The 20910-nt window shown below is 67.9% G+C and carries 14 protein-coding genes and 1 riboswitch; of the genes, 9 read left to right on the top strand and 5 right to left on the bottom strand.

What is annotated here, in order from left to right; all coding sequences use genetic code 11:
• Positions 1-2 precede the first annotated feature (2 nt).
• Complete coding sequence (locus tag AB9O74_RS00930; RefSeq protein ID WP_369348100.1) at positions 3-980, bottom strand: L,D-transpeptidase family protein; 978 nt, start codon at positions 978-980, stop codon at positions 3-5.
• 202 nt (positions 981-1182) lie between these two features.
• Here AB9O74_RS00930 and AB9O74_RS00925 point away from each other — a divergent pair, with 202 nt between their 5' ends.
• Positions 1183-3315 (top strand): methyl-accepting chemotaxis protein, encoded by a 2133-nt coding sequence (locus AB9O74_RS00925; RefSeq protein WP_369348099.1) that lies wholly within the window; start codon positions 1183-1185, stop codon positions 3313-3315.
• A 93-nt stretch (positions 3316-3408) separates the two neighbouring features.
• Here the strand turns inward: AB9O74_RS00925 and AB9O74_RS00920 are convergent, their stop codons facing one another.
• Entirely contained in the window at positions 3409-4269 is an 861-nt protein-coding gene (locus AB9O74_RS00920; RefSeq protein WP_176989163.1) for a PA4780 family RIO1-like protein kinase, read from the bottom strand.
• A gap of 190 nt (positions 4270-4459) precedes the next feature.
• Between AB9O74_RS00920 and AB9O74_RS00915 the strand changes: the two genes are divergently transcribed.
• Genes AB9O74_RS00915 through AB9O74_RS00900 form a run of 4 tightly spaced genes read left to right on the top strand, consistent with a single transcriptional unit; the run spans position 4460 to position 8465 of the window.
• Positions 4460-5587: a DJ-1/PfpI family protein gene (locus tag AB9O74_RS00915; protein WP_369348098.1), complete on the top strand. Its 1128-nt coding sequence runs from the start codon at positions 4460-4462 to the stop codon at positions 5585-5587.
• Between the two features lie 4 nt (positions 5588-5591).
• A complete protein-coding gene (locus AB9O74_RS00910) occupies positions 5592-6278 on the top strand; it encodes a response regulator transcription factor (protein WP_369348097.1) in 687 nt (228 codons plus the stop codon).
• Positions 6275-7678 carry a sensor histidine kinase gene (locus AB9O74_RS00905; RefSeq protein WP_369348096.1) on the top strand — a complete coding sequence of 468 codons (1404 nt, stop codon included), beginning with the start codon at positions 6275-6277 and terminating at the stop codon, positions 7676-7678. Before AB9O74_RS00910 ends, AB9O74_RS00905 begins: the two co-directional genes overlap by 4 nt.
• Complete coding sequence (locus AB9O74_RS00900) at positions 7644-8465, top strand: hypothetical protein (protein ID WP_369348095.1); 822 nt, start codon at positions 7644-7646, stop codon at positions 8463-8465. The genes AB9O74_RS00905 and AB9O74_RS00900 overlap by 35 nt, the downstream gene beginning before the upstream one ends.
• Positions 8466-8491: 26 nt before the next feature.
• Here the strand turns inward: AB9O74_RS00900 and AB9O74_RS00895 are convergent, their stop codons facing one another.
• On the bottom strand, positions 8492-10582 hold the full coding sequence (locus tag AB9O74_RS00895; RefSeq protein ID WP_369348094.1) for a catalase: 2091 nt from the start codon (positions 10580-10582) through the stop codon (positions 8492-8494).
• A 181-nt stretch (positions 10583-10763) separates the two neighbouring features.
• On the opposite strand from AB9O74_RS00895, the gene AB9O74_RS00890 reads away from it, so the two are divergent.
• The gene (locus tag AB9O74_RS00890; protein WP_019183477.1) at positions 10764-11474 is read left to right on the top strand and encodes an AraC family transcriptional regulator; all 711 of its coding nucleotides are present in this window, start codon (positions 10764-10766) and stop codon (positions 11472-11474) included.
• Between the two features lie 75 nt (positions 11475-11549).
• Positions 11550-12947 (top strand): amino acid permease, encoded by a 1398-nt coding sequence (locus tag AB9O74_RS00885; RefSeq protein ID WP_369348241.1) that lies wholly within the window; start codon positions 11550-11552, stop codon positions 12945-12947.
• A gap of 713 nt (positions 12948-13660) precedes the next feature.
• Here AB9O74_RS00885 and gcvP read toward each other — a convergent pair.
• Positions 13661-16540: an aminomethyl-transferring glycine dehydrogenase gene (gene gcvP / locus AB9O74_RS00880; RefSeq protein ID WP_369348093.1), complete on the bottom strand. Its 2880-nt coding sequence runs from the start codon at positions 16538-16540 to the stop codon at positions 13661-13663.
• An 88-nt stretch (positions 16541-16628) separates the two neighbouring features.
• Positions 16629-16730: riboswitch (glycine riboswitch) on the bottom strand.
• Between the two features lie 280 nt (positions 16731-17010).
• On the opposite strand from gcvP, the gene AB9O74_RS00875 reads away from it, so the two are divergent.
• The gene (locus tag AB9O74_RS00875) at positions 17011-18234 is read left to right on the top strand and encodes a multidrug effflux MFS transporter (protein ID WP_346489561.1); all 1224 of its coding nucleotides are present in this window, start codon (positions 17011-17013) and stop codon (positions 18232-18234) included.
• A 71-nt stretch (positions 18235-18305) separates the two neighbouring features.
• Positions 18306-18692, top strand: coding sequence for a hypothetical protein (locus AB9O74_RS00870; protein WP_354273637.1), 387 nt, complete (start codon positions 18306-18308; stop codon positions 18690-18692).
• A 138-nt stretch (positions 18693-18830) separates the two neighbouring features.
• On the opposite strand, the gene AB9O74_RS00865 is transcribed toward AB9O74_RS00870, so the two are convergent.
• Positions 18831-20813, bottom strand: coding sequence for a M2 family metallopeptidase (locus AB9O74_RS00865; RefSeq protein ID WP_369348092.1), 1983 nt, complete (start codon positions 20811-20813; stop codon positions 18831-18833).
• Positions 20814-20910 lie beyond the last annotated feature (97 nt).

Raw genomic sequence — 20910 nt, 5'->3', positions numbered from 1 at the left:
GCTTACTCCTGCATCACGACCGGAACCGAGGCATCGACCGCAGCGGCGACCTGCAGCGCATCCCAGTTGGTCATGCGCACACAGCCGTGCGATTCGGTCTTGCCGACATGCCCGGGTTCGGGCGTGCCGTGCAGGCCGTAGTGGGGCTTGGAGATGTCGATCCAGACCACGCCGACCGGATTGTTCGGGCCCGGCGGCAGGACCGCCTTGCTGTCGCCCGCCTTGGCATCCCAGAACAGCTTGGGGTTGTAGTGGAAGGTGGGATCGCGGGAGATGCTCAGGATCTTCCATTTCCCGATCGGCAGCGGGTCATGCTTGCTGCCCGAGGACACCGGGAACTGCGCGTAGACTTTGCCGTCCGCATCGAACAGCCGCAGCGTGGAGTCGGATTTGTCGATCACCAGCTTGCTGGCCTTCGGCAGCGGGGCGGCCGCGATGTTCGGCACCTGGATCACGCTGCCGGCTTTGCCCAGGTCGACGCCCGGATTGAGCGTCTTCAACAGCTCGGGGGAGGCGTGGAAGCGCTCGCCCAGCGCTTCTTCAATCGAACCGAAGCCCAGGGTTTTCAGCTTGGCCTGCGCGGCCGGACCCTTGGGCACCGGCTGGAACGGACCGGCCACGTCTTCCGCGGTGAGCGTGTAGCGCACCAGCGGCGGGGCGGCATCCGGCTGCAGCGCCTGCCAGGTGGCATCGTCCAGTTCCCCACTGACCTTCAGCCCCCGTGCGGCCTGGAAGCCGGACACGGCGCGCTTCTGGTTGGAGCCGCGCTCCCCATCGATCTGGCCGGGGGAGAAGTGCGCGCGGTCCAGCAGCACCTGCGCATGCAGATCCGAGCGTGGCCCGGTCGCCAGCGGCGTCGCGTCGGCGTCCGGGATCGCGGCGGGCGCGGGTGCCGTCTGTGCGACCGCCCAGCCGGAGGAGGCCCCCAGGGCGAGGGCGAGCGCGGTGAGGCGGGCGATACGGTGCAGGCGAAGGGACATCGGCAACTCCAGCGGGAACGTGTTTCCACCATGCCTGCCGGGCGTGCGCACTTGCCGTGAAAAGCCTGACGGGGGGCTGAGCGGCGACGCGGGGGTAATGCCGGCGTTATGTGAATCCATTCACAGCGGGCTCACGGCCAGCGGTCAAGGCGCTGCGCCTGGCGCCGATACCAGCCCACCCCCCACGTTTTTCGGATGTCTCATGGAATTTTTGCGGAACGTCAGCGTTGTCTGGCGTCTAGGTATGGGCTTTGGCCTGTTGTTGCTGCTGGTCGCGGCCGTCGTCGCCACCGGCGCCACCGGGAGTGCGGTACAGAAGCGCGCGATGCAGCAGGTGGTCGAGGTCAACGTGGCCAAGGTGCGGCTGCTCTCGGACATGCTGGATGCCAACAACCAGATGATGGTCGTGCGCCGGGAGATGCTGATCCGCCAGGGCGACGGTCTGGCCGAGGATGAGGCGCGCATCGCCGCGCTGGTCGCGCGCTACGAAGCCAGCTGGGCCGCCTACCAGGCCTTGCCCGCACAGCCGGAAGACAAGGCCGTCGGTGACGCCATCGCGGCCGCCCGCGCGGTGGCGCGTCCGCTCAACAAGCAGATGAGCGAACAGCTGCAGCAGGGCGATTTTGCCGCTGCCACGGCCCTCACCCTGGGCGCCGTGCAGGCTGCTGCCAATGGCTGGAACCAGGCGCTCAGCGAGGGCGTGGTCTACGAGGAAAAGGAAAGCCGCGAGGCCGCTGCCGAAGCGATCCGGCTGGGCGAGCGGACCCTGCTGCAGCTGCTGGTGCTGGGCGCGATCGCGCTGGTGGTCGGCATCGCCGCCTCCGTGCTGATCGGGCGCAGCCTGACCGGTCCGCTGGCCCGCGCCGTCGGCCTGGCCACCCGGATGGCCAAGGGTGATCTGGCCCATGACGTCCATCTCGGCGGCCGCGATGAGATCACCCAGCTCGGCAACGCCATGGCCACGGTCCGCCAGAGCGTCCAGGGTGCGATCACCGCGCAGCTGGACATGGCCCGCCAGCATGAGGCCGGTGCCATCAGCCATCGCATGGACGAAACGGCCTTCCCGGGCGATTTCGGCCGGATGATCCGCGCCACCAACGAACTGGTCGGTTCGCACGTGGCCGTCGAGTTCCACATGGTCGAGGTGATGCAGCGCTACGCCATCGGCGACCTGAGCCGTGATCTGGACAGCTATCCGGGCGAGAAGGCCGTGCTGACCACCACCATGGCCACCGTCAAGGCCAGCCTGATGGCGATCAACCAGCAGATCGAGACACTGGCCTCGGCCGCGCGTGCCGGCGACTTCTCCGTGCGCGGCGACGAGCCGGCGTTCCAGTTCCAGTTCCGCGCGATGGTCGCCCAGCTCAACGGGATGATGGCCAGCTCGCAGGCCAGCATCGCGGACCTGTCGCAGGTGTTGCGCGCGATTTCCACCGGCGACCTGACCTCGCGCATGGACGGCCGGTACGAAGGTGTCTTTGCGCAGATGCGCGACGATGCCAACGCCACCGCGGTGCAGCTGACCGGCATCGTGCAGCAGATCCAGGGCGCGGCCGGCAGCATCAACGATGCCGCGCAGGAACTGGCGGCCGGCCACAATGACCTGTCGCGCCGTACCGAGCAGCAGGCAGCCAACCTGGAAGAAGCGGCGGCCTCGATGGAGGAGCTGACCTCCACGGTCCGGCAGAACGCCGAGCTGGCCAACCAGGCCGACCATGAAGCCCATGCGGCTGGTGCGGCGGTCAAGGCGACCGAGCAGGCGATCGCGCAGATGGCCGCGGTGATGAGTGAGATCGACCAGTCCTCGGCGCGTATCTCCGAGATTTCCTCGGTGATCGACGGCATCGCCTTCCAGACCAACATCCTCGCCCTGAACGCGGCCGTCGAAGCGGCCCGTGCCGGTGAGAACGGACGCGGCTTCGCGGTGGTGGCCACCGAGGTACGCACGCTGGCGCAGCGCGCCGGCACGGCGGCCAAGGAGATCAAGGACCTGATCGATGAGTCCAGCAGCAAGGTCAAGACCGGGCTGAGCGTCACCGTGCAGTCCGAAGCGGCGATCGCCCGCCTGACCCAGGCCAGCTCGCGTACCAATCAGCTGATGAGCGACATTGCCGCCGCGACCAAGGAACAGGCCGCCGGCATCGAGCAGGTCAACCAGGTGGTCGTGCAGATGGACCAGGTGACCCAGCAGAACGCGGCGCTGGTGGAGGAAGCCACCGCTGCCAGCCGCGCGCTGGAGCAGCAGGCGCACGCACTGACCGAATCGGTGGCGGTGTTCACGCTGGAGGACCCCGCTGCAGGCCTGCGCCGCCCGGCGTCACTGCAGGCCGCGTGACGGCACCTGCGCGCTGAGTTGGACGGAAAAGCCCCGCATCGGCGGGGCTTTTTTCATGCCGATCCAGCCGCCCGACGCAGCGGCGCGCCCCGCTCAGTCCTCGTTTTCTTCGGCGGCTTCGCGACCCTGCTGACGGATCAGCGCTTCTTCGCGCGCATCGTTGATGGCGTGGCGCACGCCGTCCAGGTCGATGGTGCTTTCATCCTGCTCGAACTCGCCGGTCAGCACGCTGTCCGGGAGCAGATCGCCGGCCTCGAACAGCGCCCACATCTCCTCGCCGTACCAGGTTTCCAGCAGCTCCGGCGCCCAGCGGCCGAGGTAGGCGGTGAGGTTGTTGACGTCGCGCAGCAGCATCGTGCGTGCGGCGTTGTTGCCTGCCGCGCTGACCACCTGCGGGAAATCGATCACCACCGGGCCTTCCGGGCCGACCAGTACGTTGTACGGCGACAGATCGCCGTGGATCAGCCCGCAGCACAGCATGCGCACGACCTGGCGGACCAGGATCTGGTGGAACGCGCGTGCCTGTTCCGGGCTCAGTTCGACCTCACCCAGGCGCGCGGCGGAATAGCCCTCGGCATCGGTGACCAGTTCCATCACCAGCACGCCGTGGAAATAGCCATACGGCTCGGGCACGCGCACGCCGGCATCGCGCAGCTGGTACAGCGCATCGACCTCGGTGTTCTTCCAGGCCGCTTCCTGCTGCTTGCGGCCGTAATTGCTGGCCTTGCCCACGGCGCGCGCTTCGCGGCTGCCACGGACCTTGCGGCCTTCCTGGTACTGCACGCGCTGCTGGAAGCTGCGCTGGGCCATGTCCTTGTAGACCTTGGCGCAGCGCACATCGTCGCCGCTGCGGACCACGTATACCGCTGCTTCCTTGCCGCTCTTGAGCGGGCGGAGCACTTCATCGATCACGCCGTCGTCGATCAGCGCCTGCAAGCCTTGGGGGGTCTTCACGGTATCTCGGGAATCGGCGGGCGCGGGGCCTGCCCTGGAGGGGGAGGGATTTTCGCATCTTCGGGCCGAGGGAGCCATCGACACGGCGCCCGGCGGCCGGGTTGTTCAGCTGTGTGCACGCCGGGGGCGGCTTGAAATCTGCTTCACATCCGCGCGGCAGGCTGGGGTCACTTCCCAAGGAGTGCCGCTCATGATGCTGTCCCTGCTGCGCCGCACCGGTGCCGTCCTGGCCCTGCTGCTGGCCGTCCCGACACTGCACGCCCGCCCCGCGACGTCCGATACGGTGTTGATCGTGGTCAGCGGCGAAGGACGGGATCACGGCAAGACCCGGCCTGGCTTCGAGATGGACGAGTTCGCCCAGGCCTACCTGATCTTCCGCGACAACGGCCTGGCCGTGCAGGTCGCCAGCCCGCGTGGCGGGCCGGTGGAAGCCGACAAATTCGATCCGAAGGAGCCGTTCAACGCGCGCGTCCTGGCCGATCCGGCGGCGACCGCGCTGCTGGCCGATACCCGCGCCACCGCGACGCTCAGCGCGGCCGACTACGCGGCGGTCTACGTGGTCGGCGGCAAGGGCGCGATGTTCGACCTGCCCACCGATGGCGCACTGCGCGCTCTGCTGGGCACGGTGCACGACCGCGGCGGCGTGGTCGCGGCGGTCTGCCATGGCCCGGCGGCGCTGGTGGAGGTGCGGCAGGCGGATGGATCCCGGCTGGTCGCCGGGCGCCGCATGACCGGCTTCACCAACGCGGAGGAGGGCGTGTTCGGCAAACGCTGGGCGAAGGAGTTCCCGTTCCTGCTGGAAACCGCGCTGCGCGAGCGCGGTGCGCACTGGGAACAGGCGCCGCTGATGATGCCCAAGCTGGTGGTGGACGGTCGGCTGATCACCGGGCAGAACCCGTACTCCACGCCGGCGGTCGCCGAAGCGATCGTGCGCGCCATCGGTCGCACCCCGGTCGCCCGCACGCCGTGGCGCGATGAAGCCAGCATGGCGCTGGTGCAGCGCCTGCTCGACGGCGAGGGCGACGCGGTCAGGCGCACGCTGGCCAGCGACCGCACCGGCTATCACGACCAGTTGATCGGAGTGCTCGGCTACTACCAGCTGCAGGCCGCGCAGGACGACGCCGCGGTGCGTGATGCGCTGGCGATCATGCAGTTGGCTGCGCCCTACATGAGCGAGCCGCAGCTGCCGCTGGGCATCGCACAGGCACATTGGCGGCTGGGTGAGGTGGCGCAGGCGCGCAGCGTGCTCGGCAAACTGCTGGAATCCCACCCGGACATGGCCGAAGCTAAGCAGCTCAAGGCCACGATCGAAGGCTGACCCCATGCACGACGGCCTGCACATCCTGGTCATCGAGGACAACCCGGCGCTGCGCGCCGGCATGGCCACGCTGCTGGAGGCGCGTGGTCATCGCGTGGCCTTTGCCGCGGATGGCCGCAGCGGCCTGCAGATGGCGCTGGACGAACCTCCCGATGTGCTGGTGCTGGATCTGACCCTGCCGGGCATGGACGGCCTGCGCGTGTGCAGTCATCTGCGCGAACAGGCCGACCGCCACATCCCCATCCTGATGCTGACCGCGCGCGATACGCTGGGCGACAAACTGATCGGCTTCCAGGCCGGTGCCGATGATTACCTGGTCAAGCCGTTCGCCGGCGAGGAACTGCTGGCGCGATGCCTGGCGCTGGCCCATCGGCACGGCCGACGCGACGGGCACGTGCTGCGCATCGGGTCGCTCGGCATCGACCGCCGTAGCGGCGCTGTGTGCCGCAGTGGGCAGACGATCGAGTTGCCACAGACGGCCTATCGGCTGCTGGTGCTGCTCGCCGACGCCTGGCCGCGCACGGTCACCCGCAGCGAGTTGATCCGCCGTCTCTGGGGTGATGAAGCGCCGCCATCGGATCCGCTGCGCTCGCACCTGTACCTGCTGCGCCAAGCCTTGGACAGGCCGTTCGAGCGGCCGATGCTCAAGACCGTGCACGATGTTGGCTTCAAGCTGGAGGCCGACGCATGACGGCACCGGTGCACCGCCTGCGCAACCGCTTGATGCTGGCCTTCGCGGTGTTCGCACTCGCGGTGGCCAGCCTGTTCGGCCTGTACGTGGCGGTGTTCGTGTACAGCGTGGAGGATCGCTTCTTCGAGGCGATGCTTGAACAGGAGGCACGGCAGCAGCTGGAGCAGCGGGCCACCCGTGGGACGTGGTCGCCGCCGCGCAATGCCTTCATGACCATGCACGACAGCCCTGCCACGTTCCCGGCGGACCTCAAGGTCGCCTTCAATGCCGAGCCGTGGCGCCGCGAGATCGCCGGCAACGAGGGGCGGCACTATCACCTGCGCGCGCTGCAGCCGGGCGGATCCGGTGCACCGGGGTGGCTGGTCGCCGAGGTCAGCCAGCAGCTGGTGGTCCGGCCGATGCGCCGCCAGATTCTGGCGTTGCTGGCCTGGTCCGGCGTGGCCGTGGTCGTGGTCGCGGTGCTGGCCGGTGCGTGGCTGGCGCGACGTACCACGCGGCCGTTGTCGAAACTCGCGGCACTGGTGGATGACATGGCACCGGCGCGTTTGCCGGTCGGGTTCGCGGCTGACTTCCCCGATGACGAGGTCGGTGTGCTGGCCCGTGGCCTGGACAGGCTGAGCGGGCAGGTGCGCGCCTTCGTTGCGCGCGAACATGCTTTCACCCGCGATGCCAGCCATGAGCTGCGCACGCCATTGGCCGTGATCCGCAGCGCGACCGAACAGCTGGCCCGCGAACGGGGACTGTCTGCGGCCGGGCGGTTGCAGCTCGACCATGTTCAACAATCCGCGCGTCACCTCGAACAGACCGTGATCACCCTGCTCACGCTGGCCCGCGAAGAGAACGTGGAACGGGACGCGACGCCGCTGGCGGTACTGCCGGTGCTGGAACAGGTGGTGGTCGAGCAGGCGGCGCTGCTGGAGGGCAAGCCGGTGGCGGTGCGGGTCGATGTGCCCGGCGACGCGCGCCTGACGGTGCCCGGGCCGGTCCTGCACATGCTGCTGGCCAATCTGGTGGGCAATGCATTCGCGCACACGCGGGCGGGGGAAGTGCACATCGATGTCGCGGCCGGACGGCTGCGCATCCGCAACACGGCGCCGGCAGGCGACCCCGACACGATCGTGCGGCCCTTCGCGAAAGGGGAGGGCAGTGCCGGCTTCGGGCTCGGCCTGGCGATCGTGCACCGGCTGTGCGACCGCTTCGCCATCGACCTGCGCATCGAGGGAACCGAGCACGCCACGGTCGCCAGTTTCAGCGTGCAGCAAGGCCGCGCTCACGGCTGCCCCACGCAGGGCGTGGCAACGGGGGCCGGCCCGCTTCCGTCGACCGCAAAAGTACGCGATGCTCTGCCGAACGGGGGAGGGGCGCATGGGAAACAGGGACGAGGGCAGTATCCACGGTGACGTACCGGCGGGCATCGCGACCACCGCTGGCGGTGAGTCGCGGGCACCGGTGGATGATCAGGCGCCGACCGACTGGTCGTTGCTGCCGGTCACGCACGGCAATGAAGATTCGATGGTCGCGGTGATCTGGCGCCTGCTGCGGCAGGAGCCGGCGCTGATGGTGAGCGCCGGCTACGTGTTCCTCTCCGTGCTGGGGTTGTGGTCGAGCTACTTCTTCTATTTCAAATTCCGGCTGTCGATCCTGGACTACCTGCAGGTCAGCGACTTCCTGGTCGCCGGGCTGCGCGATCCGGCCTACGTCCTGATCCTGCTGCTGGGCGCCCTGCTGGCAGTGCTGCTGGGCTGGCCGGAAACACTGCGGCGGCGCAACCCGGCCAAGGTGGCACGCCTGCGTGCGCGGCACTGGGGATGGCGGATGCTGTTCTCGGAGTCGCCGTGGATGAACTGGGAATTCTCCGGGCTGCGTCCGCTGACCGGTATGTGCATTGCGGTGGTCTGCTTCATGGCATTCGGCGCGGCGCTGTATGCCCTGAGCTCGGCCGAGAAGATCCTCGAGGGCAGGGGCGGTACGTCGGTGCAGGTCGTGCTCGGTGATGACGCGGCGGCGCTTCCGGGCACCGCGAAAATGCTGGGATCCAGCAGTGCCTTCGTGTTCCTGTGGTGGCCGGAGCAGCGGCGCGCCGAGGCAGTGCCGATCGGCTCGATCCGCCGGCTGCAGTCGATGCCCGTCCCCGTGAAGCCGGCGCCGGTGCCCACGCCGGCCCCGGCGGCCCCCGCGCCGCGCTGAGATCAGCACGGCGCACCGCGCACGGCTCAGGCGAGCGTGCGCACCTTCGGCTCGCGGGCCCACTGGCGGGTGGCGGCAGCCGCGAGGAACGCCTTGGCATCCTCGGCCTCGACCACGCCGGCATCGTTGCCGACGCGGGCCACCTTCAGCAGCGCCTGTGCCCCATCGTCGGCGGCGATTGCCTTCAGATGCGCCCAGGCGTCGCTGACGAAGTCGATCGCGGCCGACTCCCTGCTCAGCTTCTTGGCCGCGTCATTGCTGAGCACGACGGCGACCGCATCGAAGATCACCGACGGCGTGCCTGCAAGCTGGCCGTCCGCCGCCAGCGTCTTGCCGTCACTGAGCTTGGCGCCACCGATCTTCGGCGCCACCAGCTTGACGCTGGCGCCGGCCTTGTCGGCGGCCTTGCGCAGGTTGGCGATCAGCGCGGCATCGGAGCCCTCGTCGAACAGGATGCCGATGCAGCGGCCCTTGAGCAGGTCCTTGGTGCGGCCGATGATGCGCACCTCCGGTGCCTTCGGGAAATCCTGCGCCGGGGTCTGCGTGGCGGCCGGTTCGGGCAAGGCGGGCATCGCCAGACCGTCGGCCACGCGCTTGGCCAGCGTGTCGTCAATGTTGCGCAGGTGGCTCACGGTGCGCTCGCGCACCTTGACCGTCTCCACCTTGGACAGCTCGAACACCAGCGCCGAGGCCAGGTGCGCCTGCTCCGGGGCTTCCAGGCTGCGGAAGAACATCCGGGCCTGGCTGTAGTGATCGGCAAAGCTCTCCGCACGCACGCGGCCCTTGCGGCCATCATCCGGCGCGGTGGCGTGGCTGGGGAAGCCGTCGGGGGTTTCGCGCGGGGTGTCGCCCTGCAGGGAGCTGGGATCATAGGCAACCCGCCCCTTCGGGATGCTCATCTGCATATGACCATCGCGCTGGTGGTTGGCGAACGGGCACTTGGGGGCGTTGACCGGAATCTGGTGGAAGTTCGGACCGCCCAGGCGGCTGAGCTGGGTATCCAGATACGAGAACAGGCGCCCCTGCAGCAGCGGATCGTTGCTGAAATCAATGCCCGGCGGCACGTTGGCCGGGCAGTAGGCGACCTGCTCGGTCTCGGCGAAAAAGTTGTCCGGCCAGCGGTCCAGCACCATGCGTCCGATCACGGTCAGCGGGACCAGCGACTCGGGAATGATCTTGGTCGAATCCAGGTGGTCGAACGGGAACGACTCGGCCTGTTCCTCGGTGAACAGCTGCACGGCCAGCTCCCACTCGGGGAAGTCGCCGGCGGTGATCGCCTCGAACAGATCGCGCCGGTGGAAGTCGTTGTCCGCGCTCTGCAGCTTGACCGCCTCGTCCCATACCGTGGACTGGATGCCCAGCTTCGGCCGCCAGTGGAATTTGACGAAGGTCGATTCGCCGGCATCGTTGATGAGCCGGAAACTGTGGATGCCGAAGCCTTCGATGGTGCGCAGCGAGCGCGGGATCGTGCGGTCGCTCATCGCCCACATGATCATGTGCATCGACTCGGGCATCAGCGACACGAAGTCCCAGAAGGTGTCGTGCGCGCTGGCCGCCTGCGGGAAGGCGCGGTCCGGCTCCATCTTCACGGCATGGATCAGGTCCGGGAACTTGATCGCGTCCTGGATGAAGAACACCGGGATGTTGTTGCCGACCAGGTCCCAGTTGCCTTCCTTGGTATAGAACTTCACCGCGAAGCCGCGCACATCGCGCGGGGTGTCGACCGAACCGGCGCCGCCGGCCACGGTGGAGAAGCGGGTGAACAGCGGGGTGCGCACGCCCACTTCGCTGAGGATCCGGGCGCGGGTGTACTCGCCGAGCGAGCGGGTCAGCTCGAAGTAACCGTGCGCTGCGCTGCCGCGCGCATGCACGATGCGCTCGGGGATGCGCTCATGGTCGAAGTGGGTGATCTTCTCGCGCAGGATGAAGTCTTCCAGCAGGGTCGGCCCGCGCGGGGTGGCCCGCAGCGAGTTCTGGTTGTCAGCGACCGGGATGCCCTGGTTGGTGGTCAGCACCGGGTGGCCGTTGCCCGCACGCTGGTGCAGTTCATCCCCCTCGCCGCGGACATCGGTGGCAGGTGCAGGGGCGTTCTTCGTGCTTTTCTTGCTGGCGGCCATGAGGCGACTCCGGGAGCTGGCGGGAAGGGGATCGCCTCACACTGGCGGCCGGGGCGTTAATCGAGGGTGCGAATACGCGGCCCTGCTTGCACCCGCGCTTCACATGCCGCATCCGGCCGCTGTGTGGGCGGGGCCCGGGCAGGTATCCTTGGGCGCGTCTTCTCCTGTGTTTCCCAGCCGCATGCGCGTTGAACCCGCCGACATCGAAGCCCTGTTTGATGCGATCCCCGACGTCCTGTTCTTCATGAAGGACTGCGACGGGCGCTATACGCACATCAACCAGACCATGCTGCGCCGGCTCGGCCTGAAGTCGCGCAAGGAGGTGATCGGGCGCACCGCGGCGGAGATCTATCCCACCGGGCTGGGCGCGGATTACGCGACCCAGGACGAACAGGTGCTGGCCGGCAAGGTCATCGAGAACCTGATGGAACTGCACCTGTTCGCCAACCGCGAACCGGGCTGGTGCCTGACCTGCAAGCGGCCGCTGCTGGTCGACGGGCAGATCCGCGGGCTGATCGGAATCTCGCGCGACCTGGGGCAGAAGGACAGCCTGGGCACCCAGTACGAACAGCTGCGCCTGGCCCTTGCCCATCTGAATGCGCATTACGCGGAGAACGTGCGCATGCAGACTCTGCTCGACATCACCGGGTTCTCGCTGTCCAAGCTGGAGCGCACCTTCCGCAAGGTGTTCCAGATGACCCCGCAGCAGGTCCTGACCCGCCTGCGCATCCAGATGGCGGTGCACCTGCTGCATGGCCCGGACAGCATCGCCAGCATCGGCCAGGCCTGCGGCTTCACCGACCAGAGTGCCTTCACCCGCAAGTTCAAGGCCGAAGTCGGGCTGTCGCCCCGGGCCTACCGCGCCCAGATCGGCGAGCGCGCCGCCGCCTGAGGCGGGGAGGGGCTTCCGGCCTATGCCGCCGCGCGGCCGACAGGGTATGGTGTCGCACTTGTTGCCCGCCAATCGATTCCGATGCCCGCATCCCAGACTCCGGCTCCCGCCACTCCGCCCGCCGCTGCCCGCCTCGGGCACGCGCTGAAGCCCCGCCAGCTGATCATGATGGGCCTGGGCAGCGCGATCGGTGCCGGCCTGTTCCTCGGCTCCGGTGTGGGTGTCCAGGCCGCCGGCCCGGCGGTCCTGTTGTCGTACCTCGTCGCCGGCGCGCTGGTGATCATCGTGATGAACGCGCTGGGCGAAATGGCCGCGGCCAAGCCGACCAGCGGTGCGTTCTCGGTGTATGCCGCCGACGCGATGGGGGCGACCGCCGGCGCAACGGTGGGTTGGCTGTGGTGGGTGCAGCTGGTGATCGTGATCGCCGCCGAGGCGGTCGGTGCGGCCGGCCTGCTCGCCACGGTATGGCCGGCGATTCCGGTCCCGATGGCGGCGCTGGCGTTCATGCTGTTCTTCACCGCGATCAACCTGCTCGGGGTGAAGAACTTCGGCGAGTTCGAATTCTGGTTTGCGATCCTCAAAGTCGCCGCGATCGTCGGCTTCATCCTGATCGGCGTGGCGCTGCTGATGGGCTGGCTGCCGGACGTGGCCTCGCCGGGCCTGCGCAACTTCACCGAGCATGGCGGCTTCATGCCCAAGGGGCTGGCCGGCATCGGCGCGGCCCTGCTGGTGGTGATATTCGCCTTTGGCGGCACCGAGATCGTGGCGGTGGCCGCGGCCGAGACCGAGGATCCCGAGCGCAGCATCGCCCGGGCGATCCGCACCGTGGCCTGGCGCATCCTGGTGTTCTACATCGGCTCGTTGAGCGTGATCATCGCGGTGGTGCCGTGGACCAGCGAGGCGCTGAAGTCGCCGTTCGCGGCGGTGCTGGAAGCGGCCAAGATTCCGGGCGCGGCGACGGCGATCACGCTGATCGCGGTGATCGCGCTGTTGTCGGCGTTGAACGCCAATCTCTACGGTGCGTCGCGGATGATGTATTCGCTGGCGCAGCGTCGCGAGGCGCCGGCGGTGCTGGGCTGGGCCGACCCGCGCCAGGTGCCGATCATCGCGGTGCTGGCCAGTGTGCTGTTCGGTTTCGCGGCGACGGTGATGGAGCTGCTGTTCCCGGACAAGGTGCTGCCGGTGCTGCTCAATATCGTGGGTTCGACGTGTCTGCTGGTGTGGACGATTTCGTTGTTGTCCCAGTTGATCCTGCGCCATCGTGCGAACCGCGATGGGACGCGTCTGCCGTTCCGGATGGCGGGGTATCCGTATCTGACGGTGTTCGGGTTGGGGGTGCTGGCGCTGATCTTCGGTCTGTTGCTGTCCGAGGCGCACACGCGGGTGCAGTTCCTGTCGATGGCGGCGCTGACGGTGGTGATTGCGGCGAGCAGTGAGATCGCGCGTCGGGTGCGTGCTGCAGCCAACAGCTAACAGCTAACAGCTAACAGCGGCAGGTTTTGGGGTCCGCTGGTTGGGGCGGGCACGGGTGGGTTGTCGGGACCCGCCGCAAGTACGTCCCTGTAGGCTCGTGTGTTGCCATCCATGGCAACACACGGTCCCGCCAACCCACCCATGCCCACCCTTTGACAGGGGGCTGGTGGGCAATGGAAAGTCCAAAGCAGAAAGCAGAAAGCAGAAAGCAGCCGAGCTGGCGCTGCGCTGCTCGCTTCTCGAGTCTGATTGCTCACCGCTAAGCGCTCAGCGCTCAGCGCTCGGCACTCAGTACTCAACGCTCGACACCAGCACCAACACCAGCACCAGCGCCGGTGCCGATGCCGATGCGATTGGCTGAAAAGCAATGCGACGACCGCAGGGCGTGCCTAGGCTCGTCTCCGCCGCGCGGCATCTGCGTTTGTTTTCTCATAGGCGACCGACCCACTGTCGAGGGGCGGGGGGGTGTGGGTTGGCGGGACCATGAGCGCCATGGATGGCGCGACATGAGCCTCCATGGATGGATTCACGGCGTGTCCCGCGAACCCACACACCCCCGCCCAGCCTGCAGAATCTGAGGGCCGCTCTCCTCCAAAGCGCGCGGGAACCGGGAGTCGGGAGGCGGGAGGTGGGAGGTGGGGAGTCGGCAGCAGCCCATAACAAAAACGGCCCGCTTGCGCGGGCCGTCTGCTGTTGCCTCAGGGCAGGAGGGCTTAGACCTCCACGCCCTCGTCTTCCTTGTACGCATCGACCGGGATGCAGGCGCACATCACGTTCTTGTCGCCGTAGACGTTGTCCACGCGCGCCACCGGCGGCCAGTACTTCTGCTGGCGCAGGCTGGCCAGCGGGAAGGCCGCCAGTTCGCGCGGGTAGGCATGGGCCCACTCGCTGGCCGAGACCGCCGTGGCGGTGTGCGGGGCGTGCTTGAGCGGATTGTCCTCGCGATCCAGGCGGCCGTCTTCGATCGCGGCGATTTCCTCGCGGATCTGGATCATCGCGTTGATGAAGCGATCCAGCTCGTGCAGCGATTCGCTTTCGGTCGGTTCCACCATCAGCGTGCCGGCGACCGGGAAGCTCAGGGTCGGGGCGTGGAAGCCGAAGTCGATCAGGCGCTTGGCCACGTCCTCGGCGCCGATGCCGGAGGTCTTCTCCAGCGGACGCACGTCCAGGATGCACTCGTGTGCCACCAGCCCGTTGCGGCCGGTGTACAGGGTCTTGAAGTGCGGGGCCAGGCGCTTGGCGATGTAGTTGGCGTTGAGCAGCGCGACCTGGGTCGCCTTGCGCAGGCCGGCGGTGCCCATCAGGGTGATGTACATCCAGCTGATCGGCAGGATCGAGGCGCTGCCGAAGCTGGCCGCGCTGACCATGCCGACATCGCCTTCGCCGCCCAGCACCTTCGGCAGGAACGGCGCGAGGTGCGACTTGACCGCGCACGGGCCGACGCCCGGGCCGCCGCCGCCGTGCGGGATGCAGAAGGTCTTGTGCAGGTTGAGGTGCGACACGTCCGAGCCCCACTTGCCGGGCTTGGCCACGCCGACCAGGGCGTTCATGTTGGCGCCGTCGGTGTACACCTGGCCGCCGTGCTTGTGCACGATCTCGCAGATGTCCACCACCTCTTCCTCGAACACGCCATGCGTGGACGGGTAGGTGATCATCAGCGCGGCCAGGCGGTCGCTGTACTTCTCCGCATTGATGCGGATGTCGTCCAGGTCGACGTTGCCGTTGGCATCGGTCTTGGTCACCACGACCTTCATGCCGCACATCTGCGCCGAGGCCGGGTTGGTGCCGTGCGCCGAATCCGGGATCAGGCAGACGTCGCGGTGGCCTTCGCCGCGCGAGCGGTGGTAGGCGCGGATCGCCAGCAGGCCGGCGTATTCGCCCTGCGCGCCGGAGTTCGGCTGCAGGCTGACCGCGTCGTAGCCGGTGCACTCGACCAGCATCGCTTCGAGGCCGTCGATCAGTTCCTTGTAGCCGGTGGCCTGGTCGGCCGGGGCCAGCGGGTGGATGTTGGCGAACTCCGGCCAGGTCACCGGGATCATTTCGGCGGTGGCGTTGAGCTTCATGGTGCAGCTGCCCAGCGGGATCATGGTGCGATCCATGGCCAGGTCCTTGTCCGCCAGCGAACGCAGGTAACGCAGCAGTTCGTGTTCGCTGTGGTGGGTGTTGAACACCGGGTGAGTCAGGAAGGCGCTGGTGCGCACCAGATCGGCCGGCAGCGCATCGGCGGTGGCCGCATCCAGTGCGTCCACGTCGACGGTCGCACCGAACAGCTGGCCGAGCGCGACGATGTCGGCGCGGGTGGCGGTTTCATCCAGGCTGATGCCGACCGCATCGCTGTCGATCGCGCGCAGATTGATGCGCGCCGCGGCGGCCTTGGCGTGGATCGCCTTGGCGTCGATGTCCTTGACGTGCAGGGTGTCGAAGAAGTGCTCGCCCACGTTGACGCCGGCGCTGCGCAGGGCAGCGGCCAGGATCGCGGCCAGGCGGTGGGTGCGGCGGGCGATGCGGGTCAGGCCTTCCGGACCGTGGTACACGGCATACATCGAGGCCATCACCGCCAGCAGCACCTGGGCGGTACAGATGTTGGAGGTCGCCTTCTCGCGGCGGATGTGCTGCTCGCGGGTCTGCAGGGTCAGGCGGTAGGCGGCATTGCCCTGCGCATCGACCGAGACGCCGATCAGGCGGCCCGGCATCGAGCGCTTGTACGCATCGCGGCAGGCCATGAAGGCGGCGTGCGGGCCACCGAAGCCGAACGGCACGCCGAACCGCTGCGAGTTGCCGACCACGATGTCCGCGCCCCATTCGCCGGGAGCGGCGATCAGGGTCAGCGCGAGCAGGTCGGTCGCCACCGCGACCAGGCCGCCACGTGCGTGCACGGCATCGGCCAGCGCCTTGTAGTCGCCGATATGGCCGAAGGTATCCGGGTACTGCAGCAGCACGCCGTAAGCCTCGGCTTCCATCGCCTCGGCCGGGGTGCCCACGCGCAGCACGATGCCCATCGGCTCGGCGCGGGTGCGCAGCAGTTCCAGCGTCTGCGGGTGCACCGCGTCGTGCACGAAGAAGGTGTCGGACTTCGACTTGGCCGAGCGCTTGGCCAGCGTCATCGCTTCAGCGGCGGCGGTGGCTTCATCCAGCAGCGAGGCGTTGGCGATCTCCATGCCGGTCAGGTCGGCGCACAGGGTCTGGAAGTTGATCAGCGCTTCCATGCGGCCCTGCGAGATCTCGGCCTGGTACGGGGTGTAGGCGGTGTACCACGCCGGGTTTTCCAGCACGTTGCGCAGGATGACGTTCGGGGTCAGCGTGCCGTAGTAGCCCTGGCCGATGAAGGTGCGGAACACCTGGTTCTTGTCGGCGATGGCGCGGATCTTGGCCAGTGCCTGCACTTCGGTCAGCGACTCGGGCAGGTCCAGCGGTGCCGGCGACTTGATCCCGGCCGGGACGATCGCATCGGTCAGCGCATCCAGCGAGGCGTGGCCGACCACGTCGAGCATCTGCGCGATTTCGGCGTCGTTGGGGCCGATGTGGCGTTCGACGAACGCGTGGCTGTGTTCAAGCTCGCGCAGGGAGGGGGTGTTCTGGGACATGGCTGGCATCTCGGAGAGTGGGCACGCACGTTCGGAAGGCGGTCGGGCCAGGGCGCGTCGCGGGCGACAGCGATCCACCGGACCTTGCGGTCTTCCTGGGTGCCCCTCTGTCCTTTTGCCTGAGAGTTTAAAAGCGCGCATCTGCGTGCTCCGTGCCCCTTCGGCGCCGGCATTCGCCGGTCTCTCCAGAGTTTTGATGCGGGTGGTATCGGGCCTGAGCGATTACGGGCGTTGCGCCTTCGGCAGCGGGTGTCCGCTTCTCCCACCATGTAGCCCGGCGATTATAGCCCAGCGCTTTCGGCCGCTGGGCCTTTCCAGCACATGAATACGGGGCCGTCCGGACCCCGGAAACGTGCCCCCGGGCATGGTGCCGGGCGCGGCAAAGGCCTATGATCGCCGGATCCTCGTATTCATCTGGCGCCGCCCGTACCGGGCTGGCGCCCGCCGCGCATTGCGCACGGCCGCTGACGGAAGCCCGCATGACGCCCGCCTCACCCTCGACCCGCCGTCTGGCCCTGCTGCTCGCAGGCCTGGCGATGTTCGGTCCGTTCTCGATCGACACCATTTTCCCGGCCTTCCTGCTGCTGGGCGACCGCATGCAGGTGGACCAGGTCGCGGTGCAGCAGACCATCAGCGTGTACCTGCTGTTCTACGGCCTGATGAGCCTGGCGCACGGCCCGCTCTCGGATGCGTTCGGCCGCCGGCGGGTGATCATCGGCGGGCTGGTGCTGTTCATCGGCGCCTCGATTGGTTGTGCGCTGTCGCGCGACATGACCACGCTGCTGGTGTTCCGCGCGCTGCAGGGCGTGACCGCCGGTGTCGGCGTGATCGTGGGCCGCGCGGTGATCCGTGATCTGTACCACGGTGCCGATGCGCAGCGGTTGATGAGCCAGGTCTCGATGATCTTCGGTGTCGCGCCGGCGATCGCGCCGATCATCGGTGGCTGGATCCTGCTGGGCGGCGGCGACTGGCCGTTGATCTTCTGGTTCCTGGTGCTGTTCGGCGTGGTGCTGCTGCTGGCCACCAGCAAGTGGCTGCCCGAAACCCACCCGGTGGAAGCACGCACGCCGCTGTCGATGCGCGAACTGCTGCGCAGCTACGCGCGCATGGGCTCCAACCCGCGCCTGCTGCGCCTGGCCGCGGCCGGTGCGTTCAATTTCTCCGGCATCTTCCTGTACATCGCCTCGGCGCCGGTGTTCGTGATGCAGCACCTGCAACTGGGCGAGGGCGGCTTTGCGTGGCTGTTCATTCCGACCATCGGCGGCATGACCGTGGGCTCGTTCCTGTCCGGTCGCATGGCCGGGCGGATCGTGCCGCAGCGGCAGATCGCGATCGGCTTCGCGCTGTGCGCGGTCTCGGCGCTGCTGAACTTCGGCTACGTGGTGTCGGTGCCGCAGATCGCATTGCCGTGGGCGGTGATGCCGATCTTCCTGGGCGGTGTCGGCATGGCGCTGATCTTCCCGATCCTGGCGCTGGCCGTGCTGGACATGTATCCGCATCAGCGCGGCCTGGCCTCGTCCATGCAGATGTTCATCCAGCTGATGATCAACACGGTGGTGGCCGGCGTGGTCTCGCCGATGCTCAGCAGCAGCCCCCTGCATCTGGCCCTGGGCTACGCGGCGTTCTTCGCCATCGGTGGCAGTTTCTGGTACTGGGAGCGGCACGCCGAGCGCCGCCGTGAAGTGCTGACGCCCATCGAGTGATCCGCTTGCCGCACAGGCCTGCCAGGGTCCGTGCGGTATCCTTGGCGCTTTGACGCAGTCCGGATTTCCCCATGTCGACCACCTCCAAACTGCGCCGCGACATCCGCCGGCGCCGCGAAACCCAGGCCGCCAACCGCGAGCAGGCCGCCACCCCGCCGGTCGAGCCGCATGCCGAACTGCGTGACCAGCAGCGCACGCTGCTGGCCGGCATCGTCCGCCGGGACGGCGAGTGGGTGCTGGGCATGGATGGTCGCATCGCCGGCCAGACGCCGAGCGCGGCGCGGGTGCTGGCCCTGATCATGCAGGCCGCCGAACTGCACGAACGCCAGGGAACGCCGGTGCGCCTGGTGTATTCGGATGCACTGAAGGACGCCGCGCATGCCGAGGCGAAAGCGGACGGCATGGATTTCGAGCAGTTCAAGGTCGAGCTGGCGGCAGCCTTGAAACCGAAGTCATAACGCCGCGCCCTGCGCGGATGCGTTGCGTGGCCGTGCCTGTCCCCCGGCTGCAGCCCCGGATGTGCGCATGAAAAAAACCGGCCTTGCGGCCGGTTTTTCGTTTTACCGCTGTCGCCGGGAGGGCCCCGGCGGCAGCCGTTACGGTGCCTTGGGGGCCACCGGTGCAGCCGCGGCCGTCGGAGCCTGCCAGCCACACATCTGGCCCTGGTTCTGCTGCTTGAGCCACTCGTTGACCGGGGTGAAGTATTCGATCATCGGGCCGGCATCGAGCTTGTCGCCGCCGGTGATTTCCTTCAGCGTGGCCTGCCACGGCTGGCTGGCGCCCTTGCTCAGCATCGCCCAGAACTTCTGCCCGGCTTCCTTGTTGCCGTAGAAGCTGCACTGGTGCAGCGGGCCCTTGTAGCCGGACGCATCGCACAGGCCCTTGTAGAACTGGAACTGCAGGATGCGCGCCAGGAAGTAGCGGGTGTACGGGGTGTTGCCTGGCACGTGGTACTTGGCACCCGCGTCGAAGAACTCCTCACCGCGCGCGCTGGCCGGGGCCACGCCCTGGTACTTGGCCTTCAGGTCCCACCAGGCCTGGTTGTAATGGTCCGGGGTGATCGAACCGTCGAACACGCCCCAGCGCCAGCGGTCGATCATCAGGCCGAACGGCAGGAACGACACACCGCTCAGGGCCATGCGCATCTGCGCGTTGATGGTCGCCTCGCGGCTTTCCTGCGGCGTGTCGACCAGGCCGATCGAGTTGAGGTACTGCGGCGTCATCGCGAGCACGATGGTATCGCCGATGGCTTCGTGGAAGCCGTCGTTGGCGCCACCCTGGAACAACGGCGGCAGCGGGTTGTAGGCCAGGTCGTAATAGATATGGCCCAGCTCGTGGTAGATCGTGGTGAAGTTCTCTTCGTTGGGCTTGATGCACATCTTGGTGCGCACGTCGCCGTCCATGTTCATGTCCCACGCGCTGGCGTGGCAGACCACATCACGATCCAGCGGCTTGATGAACTGGGTCTTGTCCCAGTACGACTTCGGCAGGGCCGGCATGCCGAGCGAGACGTAGAAGTCCTGCGCGCGCTCGGTCATCTGCTTGGCGGTGCGCAGTTCGGCCTCACGCTGCGCCTTGTACAGCGTCTCCACGTTCGCGCCGCTGCCGGCCTTGGCCAGCGCGCCGCTGAGGTTGGTCTGGTACTGCTTTTCCAGTGCGGCGGTGATGTCCAGGTTGCCGGCGCCGGGATACGGTTCCAGCTGGTCCCACAGGTTGGACCAGTCCTGCTGCCACATGTTGCCGGTCAGGTGCGCGGCGATCAGGCCGCCGTTGACCTCGGCTTTGTCCTTGCCGTAGGTGGCGTCGAGCTTGGTACGCGCATAGCAGTGCAGCTGCTCGTACATCGGCTTGACCTGGTCCCACAGGCGGTCGGTTTCCGGTCCGATCTGGTCGGCGGGCATGTCGTAGCCGCTGCGCCACATCTGGCCGGCGTCGGCGAAGCCCATTTCCTTGGCGCCTTCATTGACCAGGCTGACGAAGCGTTCGTAATCGGCGCGCATCGGCTTGGTGGTGCCGTGCCAGCCCTGCCAGGCGTCGAGCTGCGTGTCGTAGTCGCGGCTGCGGGCGAGCACCTGCTCCAGGTCGCCGAGCTGGCGGCAGGTCTGCGGGTTGGCTTCGTCGGTGCAGTACTTGCCGGAGCCGTAGGCGCCTTCCATGCGGCTGGCGATGCGGGTCAGCTCGGAGAGCTTGGCCGGGTCGCGCGGGGCGGGCATGGAGGTCATCAGCTTGAGCAGGTGGATCTGGCGCTTGGTGTCTTCGCTCATGGGCTGGCCGTCGTACTGGCCGGCCTGGGTGATCCAGCCGTTGAGGACGGTGAGCCAGCGTTCGTTGGCCTTGGCCGCGACGCGCTCGGAATCGTCATTGATGTAGGTGGAGGACAGCCACTGCGCCGAGGTCATTTCCGGGTACATGGCCTTGTACTCGGCGTTGACGCGGGCGATGAACTGGTCCGCGGTTTCCTTGGACTGGGTGGCGCCCGCAGCCGGTGCATCGGCGGGGGACGGTTCCTTCTGGCAGGCCGCCAGCGTCAGTGCGGCAGCACTGACTGCCAGGGCCAGCAGGAGCGGGCGGTGGTTCACGGGCACATCCTTGGGTGGTGACAGACCGGCGAAGGCTAGTGAAGCGCCGGGCGCACCGCAAGGGGCAGGGCAGCAGGGGCCCCCACACCGCCCCGTC

It is taken from the genome of Stenotrophomonas sp. JAG2 (assembly GCF_041080745.1).
GTDB classification, from domain to species: Bacteria; Pseudomonadota; Gammaproteobacteria; order Xanthomonadales; family Xanthomonadaceae; genus Stenotrophomonas; species Stenotrophomonas maltophilia_AA.
This window is presented reverse-complemented; position numbering and strand designations above follow the sequence as displayed.